22 protein-coding genes and 6 pseudogenes are annotated in these 24,139 nt (G+C 59.1%); 11 read left to right on the top strand and 17 right to left on the bottom strand.

Translation table 11 applies throughout. The features are described from left to right. Positions 1-26: 26 nt before the first annotated feature. Positions 27-308, bottom strand: coding sequence for a DUF2285 domain-containing protein (locus tag EN862_RS19980; protein ID WP_126097359.1), 282 nt, complete (start codon positions 306-308; stop codon positions 27-29). A gap of 116 nt (positions 309-424) precedes the next feature. Here EN862_RS19980 and EN862_RS19975 point away from each other — a divergent pair, with 116 nt between their 5' ends. Continuing rightward, positions 425-658: a helix-turn-helix transcriptional regulator gene (locus EN862_RS19975; protein ID WP_126097360.1), complete on the top strand. Its 234-nt coding sequence runs from the start codon at positions 425-427 to the stop codon at positions 656-658. Between the two features lie 479 nt (positions 659-1,137). On the opposite strand, the gene EN862_RS19970 is transcribed toward EN862_RS19975, so the two are convergent. Next, a complete protein-coding gene (locus EN862_RS19970) occupies positions 1,138-1,404 on the bottom strand; it encodes a DUF2285 domain-containing protein (RefSeq protein WP_126097361.1) in 267 nt (88 codons plus the stop codon). Between the two features lie 109 nt (positions 1,405-1,513). Between EN862_RS19970 and EN862_RS19965 the strand changes: the two genes are divergently transcribed. Then, positions 1,514-1,732: a helix-turn-helix transcriptional regulator gene (locus tag EN862_RS19965; protein ID WP_029354714.1), complete on the top strand. Its 219-nt coding sequence runs from the start codon at positions 1,514-1,516 to the stop codon at positions 1,730-1,732. A 739-nt stretch (positions 1,733-2,471) separates the two neighbouring features. On the opposite strand, the gene EN862_RS19960 is transcribed toward EN862_RS19965, so the two are convergent. The 7 genes from EN862_RS19960 to EN862_RS19930 all read right to left on the bottom strand — a co-directional run bounded on the left by EN862_RS19960 (position 2,472) and on the right by EN862_RS19930 (position 9,861). Beyond that, positions 2,472-3,170, bottom strand: a complete 699-nt coding sequence (locus tag EN862_RS19960) for an OmpW family protein (RefSeq protein ID WP_126097362.1) — start codon at positions 3,168-3,170, stop codon at positions 2,472-2,474. Between the two features lie 38 nt (positions 3,171-3,208). Continuing rightward, complete coding sequence (locus EN862_RS19955; RefSeq protein WP_126097363.1) at positions 3,209-5,371, bottom strand: prolyl oligopeptidase family serine peptidase; 2,163 nt, start codon at positions 5,369-5,371, stop codon at positions 3,209-3,211. A gap of 213 nt (positions 5,372-5,584) precedes the next feature. Further along, on the bottom strand, positions 5,585-6,499 hold the full coding sequence (locus tag EN862_RS19950; RefSeq protein WP_126097364.1) for a hypothetical protein: 915 nt from the start codon (positions 6,497-6,499) through the stop codon (positions 5,585-5,587). 365 nt (positions 6,500-6,864) lie between these two features. After that, positions 6,865-7,641 carry a hypothetical protein gene (locus EN862_RS19945; RefSeq protein ID WP_126097365.1) on the bottom strand — a complete coding sequence of 259 codons (777 nt, stop codon included), beginning with the start codon at positions 7,639-7,641 and terminating at the stop codon, positions 6,865-6,867. Positions 7,642-7,647: 6 nt separating this feature from the next. Beyond that, positions 7,648-8,070 carry a hypothetical protein gene (locus EN862_RS19940; protein WP_126097366.1) on the bottom strand — a complete coding sequence of 141 codons (423 nt, stop codon included), beginning with the start codon at positions 8,068-8,070 and terminating at the stop codon, positions 7,648-7,650. 334 nt (positions 8,071-8,404) lie between these two features. Continuing rightward, positions 8,405-8,722, bottom strand: a complete 318-nt coding sequence (locus tag EN862_RS19935; RefSeq protein ID WP_126097367.1) for a hypothetical protein — start codon at positions 8,720-8,722, stop codon at positions 8,405-8,407. Between the two features lie 29 nt (positions 8,723-8,751). Beyond that, a complete protein-coding gene (locus EN862_RS19930; protein WP_126097368.1) occupies positions 8,752-9,861 on the bottom strand; it encodes an XRE family transcriptional regulator in 1,110 nt (369 codons plus the stop codon). Positions 9,862-10,001: 140 nt separating this feature from the next. Between EN862_RS19930 and EN862_RS19925 the strand changes: the two genes are divergently transcribed. Both EN862_RS19925 and EN862_RS36910 read left to right on the top strand, forming a co-directional pair. Then, complete coding sequence (locus EN862_RS19925) at positions 10,002-10,676, top strand: hypothetical protein (protein WP_126097369.1); 675 nt, start codon at positions 10,002-10,004, stop codon at positions 10,674-10,676. A gap of 453 nt (positions 10,677-11,129) precedes the next feature. Next, positions 11,130-11,447, top strand: a complete 318-nt coding sequence (locus EN862_RS36910; protein ID WP_245458613.1) for a hypothetical protein — start codon at positions 11,130-11,132, stop codon at positions 11,445-11,447. A 719-nt stretch (positions 11,448-12,166) separates the two neighbouring features. On the opposite strand, the gene EN862_RS19915 is transcribed toward EN862_RS36910, so the two are convergent. Next, the gene (locus EN862_RS19915) at positions 12,167-13,360 is read right to left on the bottom strand and encodes a TlpA disulfide reductase family protein (RefSeq protein ID WP_245458614.1); all 1,194 of its coding nucleotides are present in this window, start codon (positions 13,358-13,360) and stop codon (positions 12,167-12,169) included. 110 nt (positions 13,361-13,470) lie between these two features. Next, positions 13,471-13,746 (bottom strand): hypothetical protein, encoded by a 276-nt coding sequence (locus EN862_RS19910; protein WP_126097371.1) that lies wholly within the window; start codon positions 13,744-13,746, stop codon positions 13,471-13,473. Between the two features lie 331 nt (positions 13,747-14,077). Between EN862_RS19910 and EN862_RS19900 the strand changes: the two are divergent. Then, a pseudogene (locus EN862_RS19900) lies at positions 14,078-14,399 on the top strand (hypothetical protein); the annotation flags it as partial. Here EN862_RS19900 and EN862_RS19895 read toward each other — a convergent pair. The 4 genes and pseudogenes from EN862_RS19895 to EN862_RS37535 form a co-directional block, all read right to left on the bottom strand. Next, a pseudogene (locus EN862_RS19895) lies at positions 14,396-15,295 on the bottom strand (aldehyde dehydrogenase family protein); the annotation flags it as partial. The pseudogenes EN862_RS19900 and EN862_RS19895 sit on opposite strands and share 4 nt — an antisense overlap. Next, positions 15,286-15,911, bottom strand: a pseudogene (locus tag EN862_RS19890) (type II toxin-antitoxin system HipA family toxin); the annotation flags it as partial. The pseudogenes EN862_RS19890 and EN862_RS19895, both read right to left, overlap by 10 nt. Before the next feature lie 269 nt (positions 15,912-16,180). Next, positions 16,181-16,732: an insulinase family protein gene (locus EN862_RS37540; RefSeq protein ID WP_335930839.1), complete on the bottom strand. Its 552-nt coding sequence runs from the start codon at positions 16,730-16,732 to the stop codon at positions 16,181-16,183. Between the two features lie 49 nt (positions 16,733-16,781). Beyond that, positions 16,782-16,838, bottom strand: a pseudogene (locus EN862_RS37535) (hypothetical protein); the annotation flags it as partial. Positions 16,839-17,442: 604 nt separating this feature from the next. Between EN862_RS37535 and EN862_RS19880 the strand changes: the two are divergent. From EN862_RS19880 to EN862_RS19860, 6 genes and pseudogenes are all read left to right on the top strand, one after another. Further along, positions 17,443-17,781: a helix-turn-helix transcriptional regulator gene (locus EN862_RS19880; RefSeq protein ID WP_167498459.1), complete on the top strand. Its 339-nt coding sequence runs from the start codon at positions 17,443-17,445 to the stop codon at positions 17,779-17,781. Then, positions 17,771-19,087: a HipA domain-containing protein gene (locus EN862_RS19875; protein WP_126063913.1), complete on the top strand. Its 1,317-nt coding sequence runs from the start codon at positions 17,771-17,773 to the stop codon at positions 19,085-19,087. Before EN862_RS19880 ends, EN862_RS19875 begins: the two co-directional genes overlap by 11 nt. Positions 19,088-20,278: 1,191 nt before the next feature. Beyond that, the gene (locus tag EN862_RS36905; protein ID WP_245519645.1) at positions 20,279-20,473 is read left to right on the top strand and encodes a hypothetical protein; all 195 of its coding nucleotides are present in this window, start codon (positions 20,279-20,281) and stop codon (positions 20,471-20,473) included. Positions 20,474-20,527: 54 nt separating this feature from the next. Further along, positions 20,528-21,061: pseudogene (locus EN862_RS36900) on the top strand (IS21 family transposase); the annotation flags it as partial. A gap of 10 nt (positions 21,062-21,071) precedes the next feature. Further along, a pseudogene (locus EN862_RS36895) lies at positions 21,072-21,382 on the top strand (ATP-binding protein); the annotation flags it as partial. 192 nt (positions 21,383-21,574) lie between these two features. Beyond that, positions 21,575-22,204, top strand: a complete 630-nt coding sequence (locus tag EN862_RS19860; RefSeq protein WP_126097373.1) for a hypothetical protein — start codon at positions 21,575-21,577, stop codon at positions 22,202-22,204. A gap of 403 nt (positions 22,205-22,607) precedes the next feature. Here the strand turns inward: EN862_RS19860 and EN862_RS19855 are convergent, their stop codons facing one another. Both EN862_RS19855 and EN862_RS19850 read right to left on the bottom strand, forming a co-directional pair. Continuing rightward, the gene (locus EN862_RS19855; RefSeq protein ID WP_126097374.1) at positions 22,608-23,081 is read right to left on the bottom strand and encodes a hypothetical protein; all 474 of its coding nucleotides are present in this window, start codon (positions 23,079-23,081) and stop codon (positions 22,608-22,610) included. 98 nt (positions 23,082-23,179) lie between these two features. Then, a complete protein-coding gene (locus EN862_RS19850) occupies positions 23,180-23,635 on the bottom strand; it encodes a transposase (RefSeq protein WP_281015810.1) in 456 nt (151 codons plus the stop codon). Positions 23,636-24,139: the final 504 nt, after the last annotated feature.

Raw genomic sequence — 24,139 nt, 5'->3', positions numbered from 1 at the left:
TTCTATGACCGAGCACTGCGAATTTGTCAGCTGGCGAACAATTCCTTGTAGCCGCTCGTCACCATCCAGTTCGCACGGTCGAGATGACTACGAAGCGCCTTCCTGGCGCGCTCCGGTTCAAGTGCCGGATCAATGCCGAGGATCAGTTGGGCCATTTCCTCTTCGGGCGCCTCATCGGCTGAGGCGTCCAGGAGCCTCATATAGATGGTAAAGTGCGCCCTGTCGTAGGAGGTAAGACGGTCAGACCAAGGGACTTCGTCGAGCAGTGTTGAGCTTTGAGTCCTATCTGTTCCCGGTGATCGATTCATGTCTGCCGCGAACCTCGCATGTTGATCGCTGGATGCAAGGCAGAATATCCCAAAATGGGATAATCCGAAACGGGGATTAGTCGCTGAGCCGGTCTCTACCTGACCGGTTCACCTAAATGCCCAAATCTCTTCGATCTCCCCGCCACCAGCGGTTTCTGGCCCAGTTGATCTCACTGCGCAATGTCAAAGGGCTGACGCAGGCGCAGGTGGCTGAGAAGCTTGGTCGTCCGCAATCTTTCGTGGCGAAATATGAGGGTGGCGAGCGGCGTCTCGATATCATTGAGTTTCTCGACGTAACTGCGGCCCTCGATGCTGATCCGTGTGAGATTCTGTTGAGCCTGCGCACGTAGTGGGCGCCCGCGCCCTCACCGCGCGTGCCGTGTGCCGGTGGATTGATCCCCGCTTTTCTTGGCTCTGGCGTCTCGACCATTCCGCTGCGCCTCCTAGCGCGTCGTTAGACTCTCGCAATTCTCTCTGTTTGTGCCTTTCCCAGCAGGTGGCGCCGTATCCTTCTAGGCCCGCCGCGGCGTCCCGCAACCCTTAGCCAGCTGTGAGCTTTCAGTAGGTCGTCCATCCGGTCCTCCGGATGCGGTGCGGCTCAGACGGCGCGCCCCTTCCTGTCATGACTCGCCGCCGCACCGCTTCCTGGGAAGCAGCCATTGGCGAGCGGAGGACAAAACGATGAGACCAGCGAAGCGCAGGGCCATCCGCGCCGACTGGAAGTCCTCGCGATCATCTTGGAGCGGCATTCGCGCTGTGGTGATGCGTCGATGCATGGTGGTTGCGCTACTTCGTTGCTTGAAGCGAAGCGACCGCACCGCCCATTTCGTCAATTGGCGAACAAATCCTTGTAGCCGCTCGTCACCACCCAGTTTGCACGGTCGAGATGACTGCGAAGAACGTTCCGTGCGCGCTCCGGTTCGCGTGCCGGATCAATGCCGAGGATCACATGGGCCATTTCCTCTTCAGTGGCGTTGTCGGCTGAGGCGTCCAGGAGCCTCATATAGGTTGTAAAGTGGTCCTTGTCGTAGGGCGTGATGCGGTCCGACCAGGGGACCTCGTCGGCGAACGGCGTGTTCGATCTGGGCTGCAACATCGCTAATTCTATCTCCGGCCGATGGACCCGCGAAGCCCTGTGCCTGCTAAATGTGGATTACATATTATAGTTGATAAACTCAAGCCGCCTGATCCGCTGGCTTGCGTGCATGGATATGCGCAAGTTGGTCGGACGGAATGTGCAGAGGATCAGGCAAAGGAAGCGCCTGACGCAGGAGCAGCTTGCGGAGATTTCCGGGTTCAGTCAGCAGTACATCAGCGGCTTGGAGAAAGGCCGAAGAAATCCGACAATTATCACGATCTATGAACTGGCATTGGCCCTCGGCGTCAGCCACATGGATCTGGTTCGGCCCGACAAACAGGCCTGATGCCCCCGCCCTCCAAGTAGCTGGCGGCCTGATGGCGCGCGCCGGGTGCTTGTGAGCCCACGCTTTTCTTAGGTCCCCCGGCAGCCCCTGCCATTTAGCTCGCCCTCGCGCGGGCGCACCCTATTGGACAGTCGGCCGCTGCGTTTTTGTCAGCTTTTCCTGGGACGTGGGGTGGTCGGCATTCCCTTTTAGGCCCGCCGCGGCCTGCCGCAACCTTCGCTCTCGCTTCAGGTCCTTCTCTTGGTTACGGTCCTTCGGATGCGGTCTGCCTCTTTCAGCGGGCCTAATCGCTTTCTGTCGCCCGCCCCACGGGGACAGGCACGCGAGACTAGTATGGAGCGTTGCGGTTAGCGCGCGAACAGCAAAGGAACCGAAAAAACAGGCAACTGTCGCAGCATGGCTGAACCAGCCATCGTGTCGGCATCTAGGAGTCGCGTGTTCGCCTTGCGCTGACACGAAGCTCAGACATAACGTCCGGGAGACGATGCTGGCAAATAGTCTGGCTGAAGCATTCCACCCACAATACCAAAGCCCGTCCCGATCCAAAGCGCTTCTAAGCCCTCCATCTCAGGCGCGAGGCCTGCTGGCCAGTGCACCTTCTTGGTCCGCCGGAAGAGAGCCCCGCCCTCTCGACAATCGGCTTCATGAGGTCTCGCCCTGCAGTGTCGACCGTAAAAAAGGGCGCGCGAGGCGCCCTTCATTTAAACCGGCAGTCGGGAAGCAGACTTCACTCTGATATTCAAAAGCGGTAGGTGACACCTGCGCCTATCAGCCAGGGATCGAGCTCCGCCTTCCCCGTCAGCTTCGCGCCGGCCACCGTGACGTCGAAGTCCGGCTTCAGGAAAAGCTTCTTCACGTCGAAGTTGAGGCCCCAGTGCTGGTCCACCATGTAGTCGAATCCGACCTGCAGCGCCGTGCCGAACGTGTTCTTCACCTTGAGAGCATCAGCGCTGCCAGTGTCCTGGTTGTAGAAGATCGTGTAGTTCACGCCTGCGCCGACATAAGGTTTGAACGCGCCGAGATCGGTAAAATGGTACTGCAACGTGAGCGTCGGCGGCAGCAGCCAAACTTTGCCGATGTTGCCCAACCCTCCGATCGTCCCTTGGCCCGCGATGTTGGCATAGGTGGTACCGAGTATGAGTTCGGCGGCGATGTTGTCGGTGAAGAAATACGAGATATCGAGTTCCGGCGTCACCGTGTCCGAATACGAAAGACCGGAGCCGGGAAGCGTATCAACGTAGCCCAGATCTTTCGTAACGACGCCCAACGCCCGCAGGCGGATCTGCCAAGGGATTGGCGCTTCGGTGACCGAGGCTCCCGTCTCCGCCAGGACGGTCTCTGCTTGCGCAGGCTCCGCGGCGACGGCCTGCTGTCCCACCATGATCAGGGCCACCGCCGCTGCTGTTGCCCGCGCTACGCCCATTCGCGTTCTCGCCATGAGATTCACTCCTTGATGTTCAGAAAGGATGCACTGCACTATTTCGTCTCCTGCTCGAATGAATTGTTGATGGACCTCAAATGCCCCACTTGCGTTGCAACGCGTTCCGCCGTCTCCGGAAGGTGATCGTTGAAGCCGATTGCGCTGCGGAGAAAATTGGTGCCTAGACTGATGAATGCGGCTTGCTCCCGATTGTCCTCGCCGCAGCCGTGCCCGCCTGCGCTGGCCTCGTAGAAGTAAGCGGGATAGCCAAGAGCCTGCAGTTTTGCGGCCATCTTGCGCGCATGGCCCGGATGGACGCGGTCGTCGCGTTTCGTGGTGGCGATCAGGATAGGCGGATAGGGCTGTCCCGGCGCTGCGGCGTGATAGGCGGAGATTTCCTTCAGGAAAGCCCAATCGTGAACCTTGTCCGGATCGCCATATTCGTCGATCCAGCTCGCGCCCGCCAAGAGCTTGGTGTAGCGACGCATGTCGATAAGCGGTGCTGTGCAGAACAGAGCCCCGAAATGCTCAGGATAGCGGGTCAGCATGTTTGCGATCAGCAGGCCGCCATTTGAGCCACCCTCGGCGGCAATCCGCCTCGGCAGGGTGATGCCCCTTCGCACGAGGTCGGCGGCAACGGCGGCGAAATCGTCATGGGCGAGACGCTTGCCCTCCCTGCGCCCGGCTTCGTGCCAGCGGGTGCCGAACTCGCCGCCGCCGCGGATGTTCGCCTCGACACACGTGCCGCCGCGCTCGAGCCACAGCTTGCCCAGCGGGGAGTTGTAGTAGGGCAGGAGTGATACGCCGAACCCGCCATAAGCGGAAAGGTGAATCGGAGCATCTCCGTTCCCGTTCGCCGGACCAACCTGCGTATAGGGGATCAGCTCATGATCGATAGAGACTGCCTCGTGGCGCGTGACCACCAGTCCGGATGCATCGAAATTCTCCGGGCTGCGCTTCAGGATTGCTGAAGCGCTGAGAGACGGCGCGGCATTGAGATCGAATAGCAAGAGCTGCGGCGGCGTGATCGGATCCTGAGCACAGACCAGGACCTCTCCATTGGCCTCGTGAACTGCCGCATCGAATGACCAGACGTGGACAGTCCCTTCGGCGGGCAGAGTGTCCAGGACTCGGCGCGTCCATTCCTGGTGGCCGGGAGTGAACATCTCGAAACGCGGTACGAGATTGATGAGGTAAGAGATAATGAGCTTCCCGTCATTCCAGAAGAATGACTGCAGGGAGCGCCTTTCCCCTGGTTGAAACAGGGTCTCAAATCGGCGTCCGCCGGCGAGGAAAGAGCAAAGCGAGATGACGATCAGCGCGTCGGCGGGATGGGTGGTGCCTCCCACCGTCCACGGCTTGCGCGGCCTTACCGCCAGCCAGTCGCCGAAGACCCGCCACGACGCGTCACGAGGAAGATCGATCTGCCTCCTCGGCCCGCTCCTGTCGCCGATCCAGCTGATTTCCTCGAAGAAGGCCGGCTTCTCGATGAACCAAAGGCGCTCGCTGCGGCCGGTGCGGTCCGAATGACCAGACACCTTGAGGCTCTCGAACCCGGCCTCGAAGATTACCGGTGTGGTGAGGGGATCCGCGTCACGCTTCCACAGTCGCACGGTGCGCGCATAGCCGGAGCGGGTGGCCATGCCATTACCAAGCGCACTGGAAAGCAGAAGCGTGTCAGGGTCCAGCCAACTAACGTAGCCTTTGGCCTCGGGGAGATTGAAACCGTCGGCGACAAAGCTCAGAGAGATCAGGTCGAATTCGCGATGCACGACCGCGTCGCTGCCGCCGCGCGACAGGCGCAGAACGGCTCTTTCCCGTCTCTCCGGCTCGATGGACGCGCCGTCCCAGATCCAATCCTCTCCGTCGCTAGCCGCGAGAGCATCCAGATCGAGCAGTAGCTCCCATTGGGGATCCGCCTTCATGTAGGCGGCAAGGGTGGTCCGGCGCCACAGTCCGCGTGGATTTCCGGCATCTCGCCAGTAATTGTGGAGGTACTGACCATGGCGCGCGATCAGGGGAAGGTTGTCGCGATTGTCGAAAATGGCTGTCAGAGCCGCGCGGTCGCGCTCGAACTGCGTTCCACCGAAGTGCTTTAGGGTCTTTGCCGACTGGCCGGCGGCCCAGGCAAGTGCCCGCTCGCCCTCTACATTTTCAAGCCAGAGATAGGGATCGTCGTCGGGAGCATCCAGCGTTGGACGGACATCAAATGCGTTCATGTCCGAACGACCTGAGGAATGAAAGTGGAATGGCTTCCGTTTGATCGGGAACGCTCAGTGTTGGTAGCGGCGCCCACATGTTCGAAAAGCGTGATCATTGATGAGTTCTTCCAGTCGGTGCGGCATCGCAGTGCTTTTGCGCATAGGACCGCAACCGACGTGCCAACTGGGAAAATCGTTTCGGAACAATGCGATCGCTCTGGAAGCGTTGTGTCACATGTCCGACATCGTCGAGAATCCGACAACGAGTGCTCCTCCTAATCCCGGGTCAACTCCGGCGCCAGTCGGTGACACCGTGCAGAATTCGAGCAGACGAGCGCCCCCAAGCTCGCGAAGCGCATTGAAATACGTGAGCACTGTCAGATACGGATCGGCGGCATCTTCCCCTTCTTGCGTCGGGCTGGAAGTCAATGCCTGCGCGCCTGCCAGCAGGGTCTGCATGCTCCGAAGAAAGAGGAGTTTAAGCCCGCGACCCTGACTCGCCACACCGACGTAGAGGCGGGCTGGCTCTCGTGCCGATGGCACAGTGCTGGCGAAGAAGCTGTCGGTACGGTGGATGCCGGGTGGCGGAAATACGGCCGTCTCCGAACGATCGAACAAGGCTGCGATCTGTTTCTCCGCCCTTCGGACGGTCGCGGTCGAGGCGACGATTTTTGGACGAATGAGTCCATGAAGACCCGGCCGCGACGACAGCAGGTCGATCGCTGTTTCGTAGAGTGCGGCCGCCGTTCCAAGCGGGCCAGAGATCAGGTGCAGTTCGTCCTGGATGACAAGATCCGGCGGATCGAGCCGATGCCCGTTTCCGAAGGGGCGACCTTCGCCTGGCTCAGACGCGCCGAAGAACCCCTTGTCCGGATCATGCCGATCTACGTGTCCAAAGAATGCGCCGCTCTTGCCAATCCATGGAAGGGAGGCAAATTTGTCCACCGTGGCGATGAGAAATGCGGGAAGACGGCGGTAAATTGGCTCGTCCACCACGAGCACCGGCAGGTGTCGATCCCGCGTGAAGTCGCATTCGGCGTTCTCGCATTTGAGCACTAGATTCTGCGGAGCTGTCCTGTTGGGCGTGAAGTGGAAGCTCTCTGGCTTGAAGGGCTCACCACACCAGGGACATGCCTTCAGTGGCACCGGGGTTTCGTCTTAGGTCTGCTCTGGTACCGCTTCAGCCAGGTCGTCGCGGCGTCCTTGCCGGAAGAATTTCGCGGCTGGATTGTTCGGTGAGGCTGCGCCGCCCACCCAGAGTCCAATCTCGATCGGCCATTCGCCAAGCGTCTTCCGGCCATTGTCATCATGGGTCCGCAGGAGTTCGAGCGCGCAGACGAGACCAGCGGCGTGAGCAGGCGTAACGTGTAGCGCATGATGACGCTGATGCCCGCACCCAGCACGCCAGATCCGCGGAGCCGCCTCGGCACAATCGCATAGGCGGCAAGTCCAAGATATGCTTCCGTCTTGCCGCCGCCGGTCGGAAAAAAAGCAGGTCGACGATCTCGCGCTCACCACTGTTTCGGTCGGTCACGCCAACGAGATTGAGGAGGACGAAGGCTAGCTGGAACGGCCGCCATGTTGGCGGGTCTACATCGCCCGGCAGCTTCTTCTGCCTCGCGCCGGCGGTTGGCCATCGCCATCGCCGTATTCATCAGGCCGAATGCTTCACGCGCCATCGTATCACGCTTAAGGAGATCTATCCCATCGCGAATCCTGCTGCCGGCGGTGTCAACATTTTCCAGAAGCGCCTGGCCCGTCTTTAGCCGTCTCGGCGCAAGCCCTGTCATCAGTCCTTCCTGACTCCGCCGCCACTCGGCGTAAAGTTCAGGCAGTGAATCCAAGGCTGCACTGACCGCTTCGGCTCCGGAAACGGCAGCCCGAGCGAGAGCCTCCATGCCGAACTCGACGCCATCGCTCCTTGCCGGGACGACACGTTCCACCTCCTGCTGCGGAAGGAAATCGGTCCAAACACGCGTCACGGGGAGCGGATCGTTCGTCGCGTCAAGCCGTTCTTGCCAGCCTGCAGATGTGTTGCGACCAACGGCATATTCGCGGACATCGCGATAATGGAGATCGCCCAGCCTAAGGTCGAAATCATCGGACTGGTAGGTGGACAGGTCGCTGCGCGGATAAAATCCATCCGCACATTCGAGCTCGATCCGGGTCTGGAACGCGTAGGCCACGTCCTTGTACGGAGCCTTTGTGCTCCGTCGACGGTTTACCAAGAAGACGGTGATGACGCGCAGACGCTCTTCAGCCCCCTCCGGAGTCTTTTGACGGAGCACACGGTGTCAACGGCGACTTCGATGCCGCCGCCCGGCCTCTGAGTCAGCGCTTTCCGGCAGCAGGATTCCGGACTGGTTCCGAGTGACGTCGAGGACGATCGCGGCTTCGCCGGGAACCCGAACCCAACGGAGGTTCTCGGGCTTTTCTGGCTTTGGCTTGCCCTTTCCCGACAGTTCGGGAATGAGGAGCGCATCGGGCAATGGGGGCTCCGTCTTATAGTTCCCCCATGTTGCGCGCAGCGTGACTTGACTCACCGTTTGCGGAAGAACCACCGTCAACCCTATCGACGACGGAAGAAACCTGTCCCGCGGTGGTTGGTCAGTCGAATCCTTCTCCTCGACCTCCCCCTCGACAGCGGAGTCCAGCATCTCACTGGCGAGAAGGTCGTCGGCGGTTTCTTCGATGGTTTCCTCGCCGTCAGGTATCACAGGCGCAACACCGTCGTAGGCGGGAACGATAAAGCCCCCGGCGTCCCAGCGATTGCTTCTCGGTCAAACTTCGCGTGCGAGATTCTGATCAAGGTCAGGATTCGGGCCGACTAGGTCGCGGCGGAGGATGTCGATCAGCTTGTTTCGTACCTCGAGCGAATTCGTCATGGTGTCGGTCTCTCAAGGTAAAGCTGCGCAGCGTCTGGTCGAGCCATTTTTGGGTATAGGCATCTTTAACAGGACCTTCGGACGATGGCCGATATCGGCGAGGAGCCGCTCCAACGAGACCAGTCTGTCGCGCAAGCCGAGGCGCAGCCCAACGCGAAGACTCGCCTTATCCGGACCGCAAAGGAGCCAAGCGTCGCTGCGCGTGATGGTGTGTCCAGAGCATCTGCTCTCCGGCGTCCAGAAAGCGCATATGGTCGTCACGCAATAGCGCGCTCGCGCGTTCAATGTCGCTGACCGGATGTACGGCTTTAAGTGTCTCTCTCAGAACATTAGCTTCGATCTGCTGTTCGGGCCGCCGCCTCTGGAGCCCTGTCTGGGTTTCGATCTCACACATCTCGACCGTCTCCACCGGGTACCCGCTCGTCAGCGCCTTCCATGCCGACACACGCCAGCACTCGATGATGACGTTGGTATCGACCAGCAACGAACTTCGGTGCCGCGGCATTCACCCGCCTACAACTCGTATGGCGCTTCCACGCTGTGAACTGCAAAGAGGTCCGCAAGATCGTCGATCGAGATGCCGAGCAGGTGCAATACGCGCCTCATCGCCACACGACCCTCATTGACAGCCTTGCCGATCACCTCGACGAACGTCGGGGAGAACAGCGGAAGCAGCGGCTCTTCGGCGGGCTTGCTACGGCCGTTGTTGCGAAGGCGATCTTCGGCGATACCCCTGCCAATATCCTTGTCGATCCAGTCAAGGCCGACCAGCCGCCAGCGCAATGCGGAAGCCGTGACCCTCAATTCATCTGCGACCGCGTTCAGCCGTACGATGAGTTCGTCGCCTGCCAATTCGGACCAATCGCCAACCTTGCCAAGCACAGTTGAAGGCATGAGGAGAGCCGAGGCGAAATTGTCGGCGAGTTGCTCGACCCGGCTACGTTTCTTGGGCACGACATCTTCGACATGATCCGGCGGCATCGCGTCCCAGGTGAGGATGTGGAAAAGCTCGTGAGCGAGGTCGAAATGGCGGCGACCCGCAACCTCGCGGCGATTGATCAACACGACATCCAGTTCCGGCAGGCGGCAGGCGGCGCCCGACACGCCTTCGATCGGATCAACCATCAGGACCAGCATTCCGAGATCCCGCTCCATGACCTCGGCGAGGCGAGCGGCAGGCACGTTTCCTAGCTTATATTCGCCGGCGAACCGGTCGCCCGCAGCCGATGCATCCTCGTAGCTGGATTCTTTTGAAAGACCGAGCGAGCACCTCAGCAGCGGAGCTTCCCTGCCCACTTGTGGCGCGAGCGTACGGAATGCCGCGATCACGCGGCCCGCGTCTTCTTCGTAACCCAGTAGGGCACGACCGATGACGCCGTTCTGACGCCAGGAGAACTTACCTTCGCCGACGAGCAGAAACGGATCGGTGAAAAAGTCCAGCGGAACGCGAAAGATTTCGACGGCGCGAACGAGTTCCTCGGCCGAAAGTCGCCGCTCGCCCGTCTCGATGGCGGAAATGGTCTGGCGGTCCTTGAAGCCGAACAGACGCGCGGCCTCCTCCTGCGAGAGGTTGCGCTGTCTGCGCAGCGCTTTCAAACGGATGCTGATGGTGGGAGTCGACATGTCGCACCTCCGCAATCGCTATAATCTTGCGAATTTTGAAATGCAAGGATATGTCGCGATTTGGACCAGCAAAGCCCCCGTGAGGATCGTGGCTGGCCGTTGATCGGAAACGAATCGGAGGCACCTTCAGGTAACGCACGATGAATTTCACCATTTCCCTTTCTGATGCAGCTCGTCACACTATTACGCTTGCCACACTGGAAGCCTATGTTCTCGGAGATGGTCGTCCGCGCCGAACAAAGCTGGAAACGCTGGGGTATCTTTGGGGCTTCAGTCGCGAGGACTCGAAAGGAACGACCCATTTCCATGTCGATCTTATGAGTCTCAGCATTTCAGCCGAGCGATCACGGAACAGCGTGAAGCCCAACAATCAGGCTGTCCGCCTGAAGAGCGAACTGATGGATCGATGGGCACCACACTTGACGCTCATCGGTGATTTCCACAGTCATCCCTATGAAAATCTTGCCGAGGTACGGGACAGTAGTGGATTCGAGTTTTCGGATGCTGACGAAGCAGCATTTCTAGACGACGACTTCCTGTGGGAGCGGGCTAACAGCCAGCCAATCATGCTGGCAATGACAATCTGCAAGCTGGCGCGGGTCCATGAAAAGCATGCCGCTGAGACCATACGCTCGAACATTGCGCATTTCGACGTGGGTGAATTTCGGTTCTGGTTGAATGCCGCTGTTGGATTCCTAGACGCCTCCGGGTCCAGACGCTGCACTGGGAATCGGCCTTCAAACGTGGAACTCAGAATTGATTCTCGCTTCTACAATTTCTCGAGAGACAGGCTCGTCGTTGCTACCGTGCATTGATTTCCTCGCCTTCTCCTATGGGACCTTAAGTTTCGTGCGGAAAAAACGATTATCAAGAACTCGCCGACGTAAGTCCGGAAATTGGCACGCTACAGGGAGGCCTTACGGTTGGAATGATAATGACACTAGAGCTCATCTTATGACTTGCGAGTCGGTTTCCGATGTAACTACGCGAAATATCAATTCGTCACAGCTATGTCCCTGTGGTTCATGACGGCGGTTTCGGGGGACTATTCTTTTGCAGAACGCTTCTTCGACGCGACACCGCCGAGTGGAAAAATCTCTGAGCGTGTTTCCGCTCCAGAAGAGACGTTGGTTGGAGCCGACGCAAGCATTCTAGACTTCATCCGAGACGCCGACCAAAGGCCGTGTCGGCTAGTTGTTTCCTGACGCCAGACCGAAGGTCTCGTCAGCATTTCAGACATGCAGAAATTGCCAGTGCGAGCAGCGTCCATGGCGGATGCGATAAGGAGACGCTTCGAAACGCCGGGCCGCTGGCTGGAGAAGCTTAGCGCCGAAAGAAGAAAGAAGATTTCTCAAGTGATCGCCGATGCGAAGAGTGATGATGGATTTGTGGACGAGATCCTATTCACTCAGTTCTGCGACAAATCTGATGTTGTTCGAAAAGGAATAGAGCTCCCCCGGAGCGCGACATCGGCCGCCGACGTGTTCCGGCGAGCTGAGAAACTTAGAAATGCTGTTGCGCATGGAAATGACTGTGCCTGGCTCCTTCCGCCGCGAAAAATATCGCAGTGTTGGTCACAGATATGATGATTTTCAAAAGGGAGATTGATGGATAGAAGGCTTGCTCTGCACAGTTGCCTTTTTGGTGCGTTGGGAGACTGTCGACAGCGCGGCCCTTGCGTGTTGGATAAAGCCGCAAACCGGTTGCAAGAAATTCCGTTCGGATCGACGAAAATGACGGTGGCCGCCATCCCATGCACCTGCATCATGCCATTCAAGGCCGAGGCTCTGGTCGAGGTCACCTCATTGAGGATGACGGCGGCCTGAATTGCCTGGATCAAGCAGCCAACCGTGGTACGCGACACCTCATTTATTGAATTGAGGGTGGGTCCGGTGTTCCGGCATTGAAGTCCTGATATCAATTGTGCGACAGGCTGCCTCATCGAACCGCTGGCGGAGGCAAGCGTGGGCTGCAGTACCAGATCACAGGCATGCCGCCAGCGAGGCCCTCCCATGTGCTTAATGGCCATGCCGCCAAGATCGAATTCGCTACCGGCATGAAACCTTGGTGTGGTGGAGGTGTTGAGAGGCACCTGCGCCAGGCTGGCGAACGGTTAGTAGCGGGCAAAACCCGTAGCTCAGCTCATAGCCCGCCTAAACAAAGGCGGGCATCGTACAAGGCCGCAGTCCTTCGGACTTAGGTCCAAAAGAGCGGCCCAGGTGATTTCGCAAGCCGGGCGGGGTTTGCGCCGTTCGCATCAAGAGCTGTCCGCCCGGCCAGTTCTGTCCCTCACATAAGCTGGCGGTCAGCCGCAAACGGTATACCAGCTGTCGAATCGGCCATTGTTTGGAACCGCACACAGAGCGCCGTAACAAACCTTCTCACCCTTGAAGTAGGCCAGGAACTGCAGCAAATGGGATATTTCGCGCTGTTCATCTTCGTCCCGGATAAGCTCCGGACCGCCCTGCGACTTCAGTGCCAGTTCGATCAACTCGATCGCCCGATCTTTGTTGCCGCTCTCGTGATAGTAGAGGGCTGCCAAACGATAGGGCAGGAGCTTACGTTTGTCGCTTTCCGGGGGATTCAGTGCCAGGATGTGTTCGGACAGCTGTTTTCCCATCGCCAAGCGCTCAGCAGACGGAAAGTGCGAATGGTCATAGTTCGGAAAGAAGAGCTCGTCTAACGCCGCAACCATCCAATTCTCGGAGTTTCTGTTGATCGCGTCGCGAACGAATTGGCGCATGACGGGCAAGCCGACCTGCATGTCCTTCATTTTGTGAAGCAACAGATTCACATGAGAACGGCGGAAACCGAGGTTGTCCGGCATCAAGGCGATGCCTTCTTCGATCGCCGAGAGCGCCGTCCTCCAATTCTTTTTCTCCACCGCCGCCCGATATCTGTCATTGATCGGCTTCTTCAGCGCTTGTTCGCGCGCTATGGGTTCGCCTTCAGCGATCCGCTCCGCATCGGCGGATTTTGCTTTATCGCTGGTGCGCCAGCTGCCGTTAAGCACCTTCGGCAAGACCTCATCGAGTTCCGTCGGTGCACCAATAAAGGCGATGCAGCCGTCTCGGTCGACCACGAAACTGGTGGGAATCCAGAAAGAAAAGCTGGGCTCCATCCAAAGCTTGTCCATTTCGCCTGTCGAGTCGAATGCGATCCGATAGTTCAGATTCGGGAACTTTTCCGTCAACCAAGCGTCCAACGTGCTTCGGGCCTCATCGGCCGTTGGAGCGCGTTCACTAGCCGCGACTCCTACGATCTCAACGCCGCTTTCCCTGTATTTCTCCTGCAGCTGCATCAGATGGGGCATCCCGTCCACACACGAACCGCACCAAGTTGCCCAAAATTCGACGATGTACACTTTGCCAGGCTCGAAGCTGGTGAGGGGCTCGCCACGCAGCCAGGTTTCCGCTTGAATCGAAGGAGCCGGGGACTCGATCTGCAACACCACGTTGTTCTCCAAAGCCGTTGTCAAAGGTTGTGAGATTTTCTGCACGAGCTTATTTCCCTCTCAGAGACGGCACACGGTTCAGGGGAGAGAACATCCTCGTCTGCTCCATTGCATACCGTCCTGCTGCAAGCGTTGCAAGGTCCATGCCAGCGGGCTCAGCGCGCAAGTGCATGAATATGCTTTGAAAAACCTCCGTAGTGCCCGGATGGCGGTTGGATTGAACCTGACAAATTTCTGCCTTTGTCAGGTTTTGAACGCGCATTGCCCGTGTTTCGCGCCGCCAGAAAAGCGTGGCCCATCCGCACGATCCTGAAGCCCAAACCGTCGAACCCGTGCGACACCGCCGCAATCATGTCGCGCCATGCATCGATGCCAAGCGCCTCGGCGTTGAGCTCGCAGCACGCCAGAGACATCATCGACGAGACGTTCAAGCTCTACCCGGGAACGGGAAAACGGCCCGAGGTTTGGCCTTGGTCGGGACGGCCGAACGGCAATATCGCCGAGAGGGAAAGACGCAGAAGAAGATCATCACACCCGGCGAGCCGAAAGTGTCGGCAAGCCATCGCAGAAGGCAGCAAACATGCAGGCCCAGACGTATCGCTGGGCGATCTGAGGGAGTGGCATACGTCGCGCGCCTGGTGCAGAAATTGCTCGCATCATGCCGAAGTAAGGTCGGCCGCGCTAATCCGCCGGTATGGCAAAGGCGCGCTATTCAGCACGGTCGAGGGCACTTGGTTGCCCGGGAATTGAACCGGCTCATCACTGGTCAGTGACAATGCCAGCGAGTTCATCTCGAACGCCATCCTCTCCTGCGCGGATCAGAACCGGTCGAATGGCATTCCATGCGCATGGCAAGCATCGCTATCGCCTGTGGCGCGCCGACTGCAACACCGCGCGGCCGCACTCCCAAATCGCCTGGCAGACATCGGCCGAGTTCGCCACCACCTTCAACCCGCGACGGTCGCTCGCGCTGCGCTATGCGAAAGGTTCCGCGCCAGCGCCCGTCGCTTCACCCGCCCAGCAGCGCACAACCCACGCCGGAAACGAACCCAAAACTGGAGAAACTCGGGGCGACGTCATTTAGATTCCACCCATGCAGAGGTACTTCATTCCGAGGTAGTCTTCGAGCCCGTGGCGGGAACCCTCCCGCCCGATGCCGGACTGCTTCAAGCCGCCAAAGGGCGCCGCTTCCGAAGACATACGCCCGTATTGATGCCAATCATGCCATCCAATGCCTCGGCCACGCGCCAGACACGCCTCAGGTTCGAGGCATGGAAATAGGCGGCGAGCCCGTAATCGTGTCGTTTGCCTCACAGATGACCTGATCCGCATCGTGGAAGCGGATGATCGGCGCCAACGGCCCGAAAGTCTCCTCTTGCGCAACCGCCATGATGCTGGAGATCTCGGTGAAGACTGTGGGTTTGAAAAAGGTGCCATCCTTGCCGATATGTTCGGCCGCGCATCGAATTATCCCACCTTTGGCAACGGCATCTGCGATGTGGGACTCGATCTTGGCCAAAGCATGCATGTCGATGAGTGGTCCGACGTCCACTCCCGGAGCGAAGCCGTCGCCAACCGATAAGTGCCGGACTTTCTCCACGAACTTCTCGACGAACTCATCGTGAACGCTCGATTGGACGTAAAGCCGGTTCGATGAAACGCGCAAGTCTGGCCGGCATTGCGGAACTTCGCCTGGATCGCGCCGTCAACCGCAGCGTCAATATCCGCGTCATCGAAGACGATGAAGGGCGCATTGCCGCCGAGCTCGAGGCTGACCTTCTTGATCTGGTCCGAGCGCTGGCGCATGAGCAGTCGGCCAACCGCGGTGGAGCCTGTAAAGCTGATCTTTCGGACCTTGGCATTGGAGCAGAGTTCGCGGCCCCACGCGACCACCTTCGGTCGCATAGACCCAGGTTGACGACGACGTCAGGAAAAGCCGGCTTGCTGCGCGAGGGCAAACATTGCACCTAGCCGTGCCACGCCACGATCAGATCGAGCGCGGCTTCGTTGCGTGCGGGTTCTGTGGTCAGTGGAGGGCGGAGGAAAAAGCGCTCGGCGTGCTCGCCCTCGCGATACCGCTGGTTCGCGCCGGCAAGCGCCCATGTCGCGTCGGCAGCGCCCTGGGCGCTGCCGTATTGTTCTATGAGGCGGTTCGCGATTGCCTCGCGCATCGTCTCGCCGATGGATGCCGCGTGTTCGCTGCGCAGGCGGAAAGCTTCGAGGAAGCGCTGGCGCATCGAGGAGACGTCGATCCGGAATTCTCCCATTCCATCATCGACAACCGCTTGAGCGACTGATGGGTGGTCGGGAGCTGCGTTCTGAATGATTTCCAGCAAGCGCAAGCGCGTGCGCTGTATTCGTCGCCCGCTCAGGAACAGGCGGCCATCCCGGGTCGGGCCGAGAAGCACAGCGCTCGCCGCCGAGAGGTAAGCGTTGGGATACAGGTATTTGGCGATGGCGTGCTTGAGTATCATGGCCTCGATATCCTCCCCGGCATCGAGATAGATGCCGCGCATTAACTGGACGAGCTTGCCCGTTTCAGCCTGATAGTGGCTGCGGGTTTTATCGATGTTTTCACAACGAGGTGAAGGGCCATTTCTAAAGTTCCCTGAGATACGGGAAAGCTAGCATAATCATCATATTCAAGAGTTTCTAACTTTCCCGTATTTGGTATACGCAAAAGTTAGAATACTTTCTCGGAACGACGGCATTCTTCGGGGCGGGAAATCGAATCACGGGAGAGAACCTGGTCTGCGAGGGCGCGCAGGCAGTCTCAAGGCGTTCATTCTGCCACACCATAATCGGATCAGCCACACGTAGTTCGGCGAGTCCTTCAGCTATTGTAGAGCGTGGGATTATTCGCTGTCACGGGCCAACGCCCGGCCGAAAGCAGCTTCTTCGCCGCCGCCCTGCCTGGTCGAGGATCACCTGCTCGATGAGGGCCGGGCGGCGCTGGATGTAGTCCATGCCGAGTTTGTCGAGCTGCAACCCGACAAGCGTGGCGGAAATCGACCTGGAGGAACCCAGATTGTCGATAGCATAGGCGCCGATCAGATACTTCTTGCTCGCTTCGAGTTCGGCCGCTGTTGGGCCTGTGTCCACCAGCTCGTTGATTGGTTGTGTTATCAGGTCGAGCGTCTCGGCCGCCCTGTCGGCGCGCGTCGACGTCGTCACGACAAGCATGTTGGAATGCTGGTAGCCTTCCAAGCTGGACGAGACACCGTAGGCAAGGCCGCGCTTTTCGCGCACTTCCTGGAACAGACGTGAGGTAAATCGTGAGCCTCCGACTATATCGTTCATCAGCTGTCCCGCGTAGAATTCCGGGTCGTTGCGTCCAATGGCGGGAAAGGCCAGCTGGAGCGAAGTCTGGTGGAGGGCGTATGCGACCTGCGTCCGCTCGGCGCTTCGGGGTGACATCAGGTACGGGGGCGAGCGCCTGTTTCTGAGGCAAATCGCCGAACAGCTGGTCGAGCCTTGCTCTCAGGGCTTTGGCATCTATGTCGCCTACGACCGCCACATGCAGCCCGTCGCGGGCGAAAGCGGCTTTGTGGAAGGCGCTTAGATCGGAGGGCGTTACGCTGGTCAGGCTCCCTTGGGCGGTCTCGAATACGCCGTAGATTCCGCGCCGCCAGGCCAGCTCGGCGATCGCGTGAGGTTCGCGCTCATTGGCAATGATTTCGGAGAGAAGCTGGGCGCGTATGCGGTCGAAAAGTGCTGGTATAGCCGGCTGCGAGTCCCGCCGCCGAGGATGTCGGCCAGTAGTCGAGCGCCTCGGCCTCGCACCAGGGACCGCCCATCGAATGACTCATGCGAGGCGTCTCAAGGCTGTCCGCGATCCAGCGCCAGATCTCCGCCTCGCCCGAGGCGCGCAGAGCTGGCCGGTTGTGCAGGAGCCGTAGGCAATATTCGCCTTCCTTGTTCGGACGTGTAACGCTTGCGTCTCCCGTCGCATTCTACCTGGCTTTCCGAACGTAGCCGTGATGCGAACTCTTGCTGCATATAAAGTCGAATCAGGGGGATTGAGTCATACGATACGGAGTCTTGACTTTGGCAGTCGCTCTGCGACATTACCTATATAAAGGTCGAAAGATGGTGATATGGATCATGCATAGGTCACGGAGACCCGAATGACGGCAGCGCATAAACGCACCTATTCGCGCTACGCGATGGAAGCGCTTGGCCTTTTCGGTAAGACCATCCGGCTGGGCCGGATGCAGCACCGATTAACCGCACAGGAGTTAGCCGAGAGAATCGGTGTTTCACGCAGCACCCTGCAGCGCATCGAGAAGGGCGATCCCAAAGTCGAAATCGGACTGATGTTCGAAGCTGCTGCCATTGTCGGTGTGAAGCTGTTCGATGCCGACGGCAATGGCATCACAGCCCTCACAGGCCGCATTGACGATCGCATCGCGCTGCTGCCGAAGCACGTCTACAAGGCCGGCAAGCAGATCGTCGATGAGTTCTAAGGTCCCCAAGTACGACGAAGCCTATGTCTGGGTCTGGCTGCCGGGCGAGACCGCGCCGGTTGTCGCCGGGCGGCTATATGCCCATGACGGACTCGTCAGCTTCAACTATGGCAGGAGCTTTCGTGAACTGGGCAGCGCGATCCCGCTTTATCTCCCGGAACTGCCCCTGAAGGCAGGCGAATTGCCTTTGCTTCCTGGCCTAACCATGCCGGGATGCATCCGCGATGCTGCCCCCGATGCCTGGGGACGACGGGTTATCCTAAACCGCAAATTCGGTGTGAAGGGCGATGAAATCGCGCGGCTCGATATTTCAGAACTGACGTTCCTGCTGGAATCAGGCTCGGACCGCATCGGCGCGCTCGATTTTCAGTTTTCGCCCACGAATTACGAGCCGCGCGCACTGGCCAATGCCACTCTCGAAGAGCTTGTCCAATCGGCGGAGCGGGTAGAGAAAGGTATTCCGCTCACCCCCGAATTAGATCAGGCGCTGCATCACGGCAGCTCGATCGGCGGCGCAAGGCCAAAGGCGCTGATCGAGGATGACGCCGTCAAGCATGTCGCGAAATTTTCCTCGTCTGCCGACCTTTACAGCGTCGTCAAAGGAGAATTCATAGCCATGCGGCTTGCCGCCTTGTGCGGCATCAGAGCGGCATCCGTCTCGCTCGTTCGCGCCGCAGGCAACGACGTGTTGCTCGTCGAGCGATTCGACCGGATCAAGGTCACGGGCGGCTGGCAACGCAAATCCATGGTCTCAGCGCTGACGATGCTCGCGCTCGATGAGATGATGGCGCGTTACGCCAGCTACCAGGATTTGGCGGAGATCATTCGCCACCGATTCACCGCGCCGTCGGAAACTCTGCGCGAGTTATTCAGCCGCATTGTCTTCAACATACTTTGCGGCAACACCGACGATCATGCCCGCAACCATGCGGCATTCTGGGATGGGGCTAAGCTCACCCTCACGCCTGCGTACGATATTTGTCCGCAGGCCCGCAGTGGCCAGGAGGCCAGCCAGGCCATGCTCATCAGCGGCAATAACCGCATGAGCCGGATAGCGTCCTGCCTTGAAGCCGCGCATCACTTCCTGCTCAGCGCGCCGGAAGCTCTTGCGATTGTTGAAGGCCAGCTCCGATGCATTGCGGAGAATTGGCCGCGTGTTAGCGAGGAAGCTACGCTATCCGGCACAGATCGCAATCTGTTCTGGGGCCGACAGTTCCTCAATCCCTACGCTTTTACGGCGCTGGAAGGAAGCGCCGACGTTCTCCGCGCTCTGGCTGACGAACTACGCAACAGTGTTCACGCCTGATCCGGCGCTGGATTTCGGACAAGCTCGGCAAGCGTAAGACGCCCACAATATGGACAACCCTTGCCGTGCCAGGACGAAGATTGAACAAACGGCTCTTCAACAGTGACAACGTGCACTGCGGAGAGATGTGGAGCTGACATCGCAAAAGCCCAAGACGCGCGACTTCCCGCGATACAACTCCACATAACTGAGCGTCTACAAGCGGTGCAGCCAGCCAAACATCCAGCCATCAAAGCGATGATCGTCTGATCTTTTGCCGATGACATCACGTCGGGGAAGACTTGTTCGAGCGCTTGCCGCTTCATATCGATACCGGCCTGGGCGTAGCGCATCGTTAGTTCAGCCCGAGTGGCCTGGCCATCGACTGATGGTGGCGATGTCAACACCCGCCTTGACGAGGTGGATGGCCGTCGTGTCCCGCAAAGGGCGATGATGGATGCTTTTTTCCGCCAGGGTGGTTCCTTCGCCCGCAGCCATGTGTGCGCAGCAAGTATCGAACACCGAACCGGGTGAGCAGTGTGGGGCGGTCGTTGCTTTGCTCGGCGGGACAGGGCGATACCAGACGAAGGTCACAATCGAAGAGTCAGGATCCCTGAACTCGTGCATCCGTATTGAACATCAGCGAAAACAGAGCGTAATCCCGCTGTCCAGAAGGCGTGCGGCGGTCGATACGCGCCAGGACGCTCTTGATTTCCGGGCTCATCGAGATATTCGACAGGTGCCACCCACGCGCTCTCTTGAAGGGAAGTGTCACCACCAGTTGCAGCGTATCCTAATATTCGGGGTGCTCCGAAATCAGGAACCGCGCAAAGGCATGCATCGCCGCCAGCCTTGCATTGCGGGTCGCAACTGCCACGCTCGACCTCAAGTGATGTGAGAAAGCTGCCCATCCTGTCGGTATTGATGTCGGAGACCGCTTCTTTCAAGAATATCTTCCCGCTCTCCCGCGGCATGAGCCCGTGGCATGCTTCGGCCCAATGCTGTGGATTGATGTTTCTTCATGCCACAACCTCGCTGACGAGACCGCCGAAAGGCCCTTCAAAGCGGTCGGTGGCGATCTCTCGCAGCTTTGGAAGGTAGTGCATTGATTTTTCGTGGAATGGGGACCCTGTTTAAAGGGTGATTTTCGTCCAAACGGGACCCTTTAACGATGGGGTCATCAAGATGCCTCCGGCTTCATCGGAGGCATTTGTGTTTTGGATGTTGGTTTTAGAGACGATTGCAAAGATACGTCGGCTGTCGCTGGTCCAGGGGAAGTCGATCAAGGCGATCTGCCGTGAGCTGAAGATCTCGCGCAAGGTGGTGCGCAAGGTCCTGCGTTCTGAGCAGACGGAGTTCCGCTACGAGCGCAAGCACCAGCCCTCCCCGCATGGGAGCCTGGCGTGAGACGCGGGACCGGCTGCTGTCGGCGAATGCGGCCAAGCCGCAGCGGGAGCGGCTGCCGGTCGCTTCGACGGCTTCCATTGCATTCCCCCGTCGGTGTCGAAGACCTGCACGGTGCGCTTCGACAACAACAAATACTCGGTGCTGTCGAGTGCCGTCGGTCGGCCCGTCGAGATCCATGCTTATGTCGATCGGATCGCATCCGCCAGAGGATGGCGTGGTCGTGGGAGAACACGTTCGCTCCTTTGGCCGCAACGAGGTCGTCTACGATCCCTGGCACACGGCGCGCGCCGTTCCTTAGCTGGGTCCTGCGGTCGGCAATGGAGAAGGTGCGGCGCAGCTCAAGGCGGTTGATGACGTCGACCGGCAGATGGTGTTGATCCTCACCTGGGTGCTGACCGACGGATTGAGCGCGGTCGAGGCCGCCTGTCAGGAAGCCATCGAGCACGGTGCATCGTCGGCGCCGGTGATCCTCAACATCCTGGCCCGCAGCCGCGATCCGGCGCCGGGCACGATCCTTTCCATTCCCCAGGCGCTGAAGCTAGCTCACGAGCGGTCGCCGACTGCGCCCGCTATGACAGTCTCAGGAGGACAAACAGCCATGGAACGCACCGAGGTACTGGAACTGATGGGAGCGCTGAAGCTCTACGGAATGCGCAGAGCCTATGACGAGATCATGGGCGCGTCGCCATCAAGCGACGGCACGAGCCCAGGATTGTCGGTGATCTCTTGCAGGCCGAGATATCGGAGAAGCAGGCCCGCTCCATCAAATACCAGTTCGCTGTCGCCAAGTTGCCGCTGGCCAAGGACATCGACGACTTCGACTTCGCCGACACGCCGGTCACCCCCTGATGCGCGATCTCGCCCGGCGGCGCCTTCGTCGCCGATCAGCGCAACATCGTCCTGGTCGGCCGCCTTCACGGGTCACCCAACTCGCGCGGAAGGTCGACCGCATTGCGACGGGCGCGTGTCGACTTCCCAACAATGTCAGACAGGAGGCACAACGCTATCGGAGCGATCGCATTGCCCGAAACGATTTTCCCAGTTGGCACGACAATTGCGGTCCTATGCGCAAAAGCAAACTAGACCTGAGAGCCGCACCGCATGAATGTAGCCTCCCAATATCTGCCGCTTGTGGCGCATCACGAAGCCGGGCACGCGGTGGCCGCCATCGTTTTGCACCGTCAGGTGTTCGACGACGACCGTGAACTCCCTGCTTTCTCAAGTGTTAGTATTTACCCCGACGCCGGTGACGGAGAGTGCGGTGGTGTTGTCGAAGGCGCGGGTTTTTATTCAGCGCAAGGAGTCACCTCGAAGCGAAAGCCGATTTTCGAGGACGATATGGATCGATATTTGAAACGCGATTGTGCGATCCAAGAGATAGTTGCGTGTCTGGCAGGTCCTTTTGCAGAATCCGCATTCGAAGGCTATCTGGACCCGCGCGATATGGCGATGAATGCGTCCGATGGGAATGACGGGAGCAGCGACTACGCGGATGCCAAGCGAATCTATGGTGAGTTGCGGTTCCTGATGCCGCGCCGCCCCCGTTGGAGGCGGATCGAAGATCGCACGGCCCGGCTAGTACTCGATCACTGGTCAGCCATCGAAGCATTGGCCGCGCATTTGCTGGTCAAGCATGATCTCCAATTCGATGAGGCTCTGACGATTGTTGCGCCGCATCTTCCGCCCATGCCAGCAGCTACGCCGCCAGAGCGTCATCCGCAGCCTGCTTGATCAGCCATTCGATGTGATTTGACCACATCTGCAACACCTCGCGCCTCTCCTTGACGTTGCTAAAGAGATTGTAGATTTCGCCAATGTCTCAGGGACGACGCCTTGTGTTCACTATGTGCTCGATGACGTGTGGCAATACCTGCCGCCTGCCGAGATTTGTCGCGAGCGTCCTGCGCAGATCGTGAAGGGTCCCGTTCTCCAAAGCCACCCCGTCAACATTGACCTTGCCGTCTCGAGCCTTCTTGCCCTTCGCGTAGCCTGAGAAGTGGCTTTTTTTGTTGACCCTGGCAGGGAAAACAAACGTGTCATTAGTCTTCGGTGCCGACTGGGGGACCGACACCGCCAGTGTGGACAGCGGAATAAGCGTAGGCTCTTCGTTCTTCGTGCGGTCACCCGATAGTTCTCATGTTCCGGCTTCAAGGTTGAGTTCAGACCAATGCATCGCGGCAACTTCCGTACGCCTCTGTCCGGTCAGCATGAGCAGCTTGACGATGGAGCCGAACGAATAGCCGATATCGCCCGGTTCGGGCTCACAGCCCGTCCATATAGCCGCCAGTTCGGCATCGTTCACCACTCGCTTGCGCTTGACGATCGGGGCCGGATACCTAATTTTCCAAACCCTCGCGGGAAACCGCGATGAGCCGTTGCGGCGGTTTGCGATACCAGTTGAAAATGCCCGCATATACCAGAAGGCCGTGTTAGCCCTTTGCGGGTGACCCCCGGCGACGATCTTCTTGGTGATGTTAGCAATGTCGGTGTCGATCACATGGTGGATAGAGCGACTCCCGAGGGCAGGCACAAGATACCGGTTCAGGCTGGCCTCGACCAGTGCGGTGTTTTGAGGGTCGTTACTCGGCGGCCTGGAGGTGATCGCCATCGCCGTCCTCGGTATCGTCAGCGCTGATATGCGCCTGATCGGCAAGGAAGGCTGGCAGTTCCGATGGAGCTATGCTGGAATTTGGGCGACGAGGCTGATCAAGCGGCGCTCTGCGGCTTCGTTTCGATGACCTGGATTCCGTCCAGGAACCTGGCACCTGCGATGAGTTTCGGCAACTGATTTTGTCCTTTCAATCGTCGCCACTTCCTGGCCGCGGCCAACAGCTTGAAGACCATCAGCTGGGCGGTTTTCGAGGATAGCGAGCCCTTGGTGCGAACCGTGCGATAGCGAACGGTTGCAAAGACGCTTTCGATGGGATTGGACGTTCGCAGATGATCCCAGTGTTCGGCGGGGAAATCGTAGAGCGCCAGCGACGCATTCTGATCTTTCGTCAGGCAGTCGACCGCCTTGGCATACGCCTCGGCCTCCATCTCGATCGCATGCGCAAGCAATTTGCGCGCGCCGCTGCGAAGTACATCCGTCAGGGTATCATCGATTTCGTCGGGCTGACGAAGGCGAACAATGTGTTGATAGTCTCGTTCATGGCGTATCACTCTCCTTGAGAGGTACTGGCAGGCTTCATCACCCGCCTCGATACGCCGCTCTCCTCAAGCCGCCATCATCCAGTTTCCGCCATGGCTCCCCCTGATTGATCCGCTTCACCTGTGCAACTGCACAGGCTGCCCTAGCGGGGAGATTGGCCTCCAATGGCGAAAACTTGCCGCAGGAGACCCTCCGATGACCGTGCCTATGGCGCCGCCGCTACGACAACTTGCCGACAAGCAGCGTGCGATCCACTGCCGCGCTACTGCGCCTTCAAGGGACGTCTGGATCGCGACGCAGGAGCCGATGACCGTTACGGGATCAATTCCAGGTCGCGCTGGCCGTCGCTGTGCCAGTTCGACGGTCTGGTGGCAATTTGGGCACATCTTCTGTCGCCGACAGTGGCGATGGCTGACGCTTCAACGAAACGGGGTCTTCGACGTCTGCTGCCTTCGCCGATGCTTTGCGAAGTGGCATAATGTTTCGACGCACGCAGGCGCGGGCAGGGGATGTCA

The organism is Mesorhizobium sp. M2E.F.Ca.ET.219.01.1.1, from assembly GCF_004016445.2.
Lineage (GTDB): Bacteria > Pseudomonadota > Alphaproteobacteria > Rhizobiales > Rhizobiaceae > Mesorhizobium.
The sequence above is the reverse complement of the archived record's forward strand: the minus strand, read 5'-3'. Positions and strand labels throughout refer to the sequence as shown.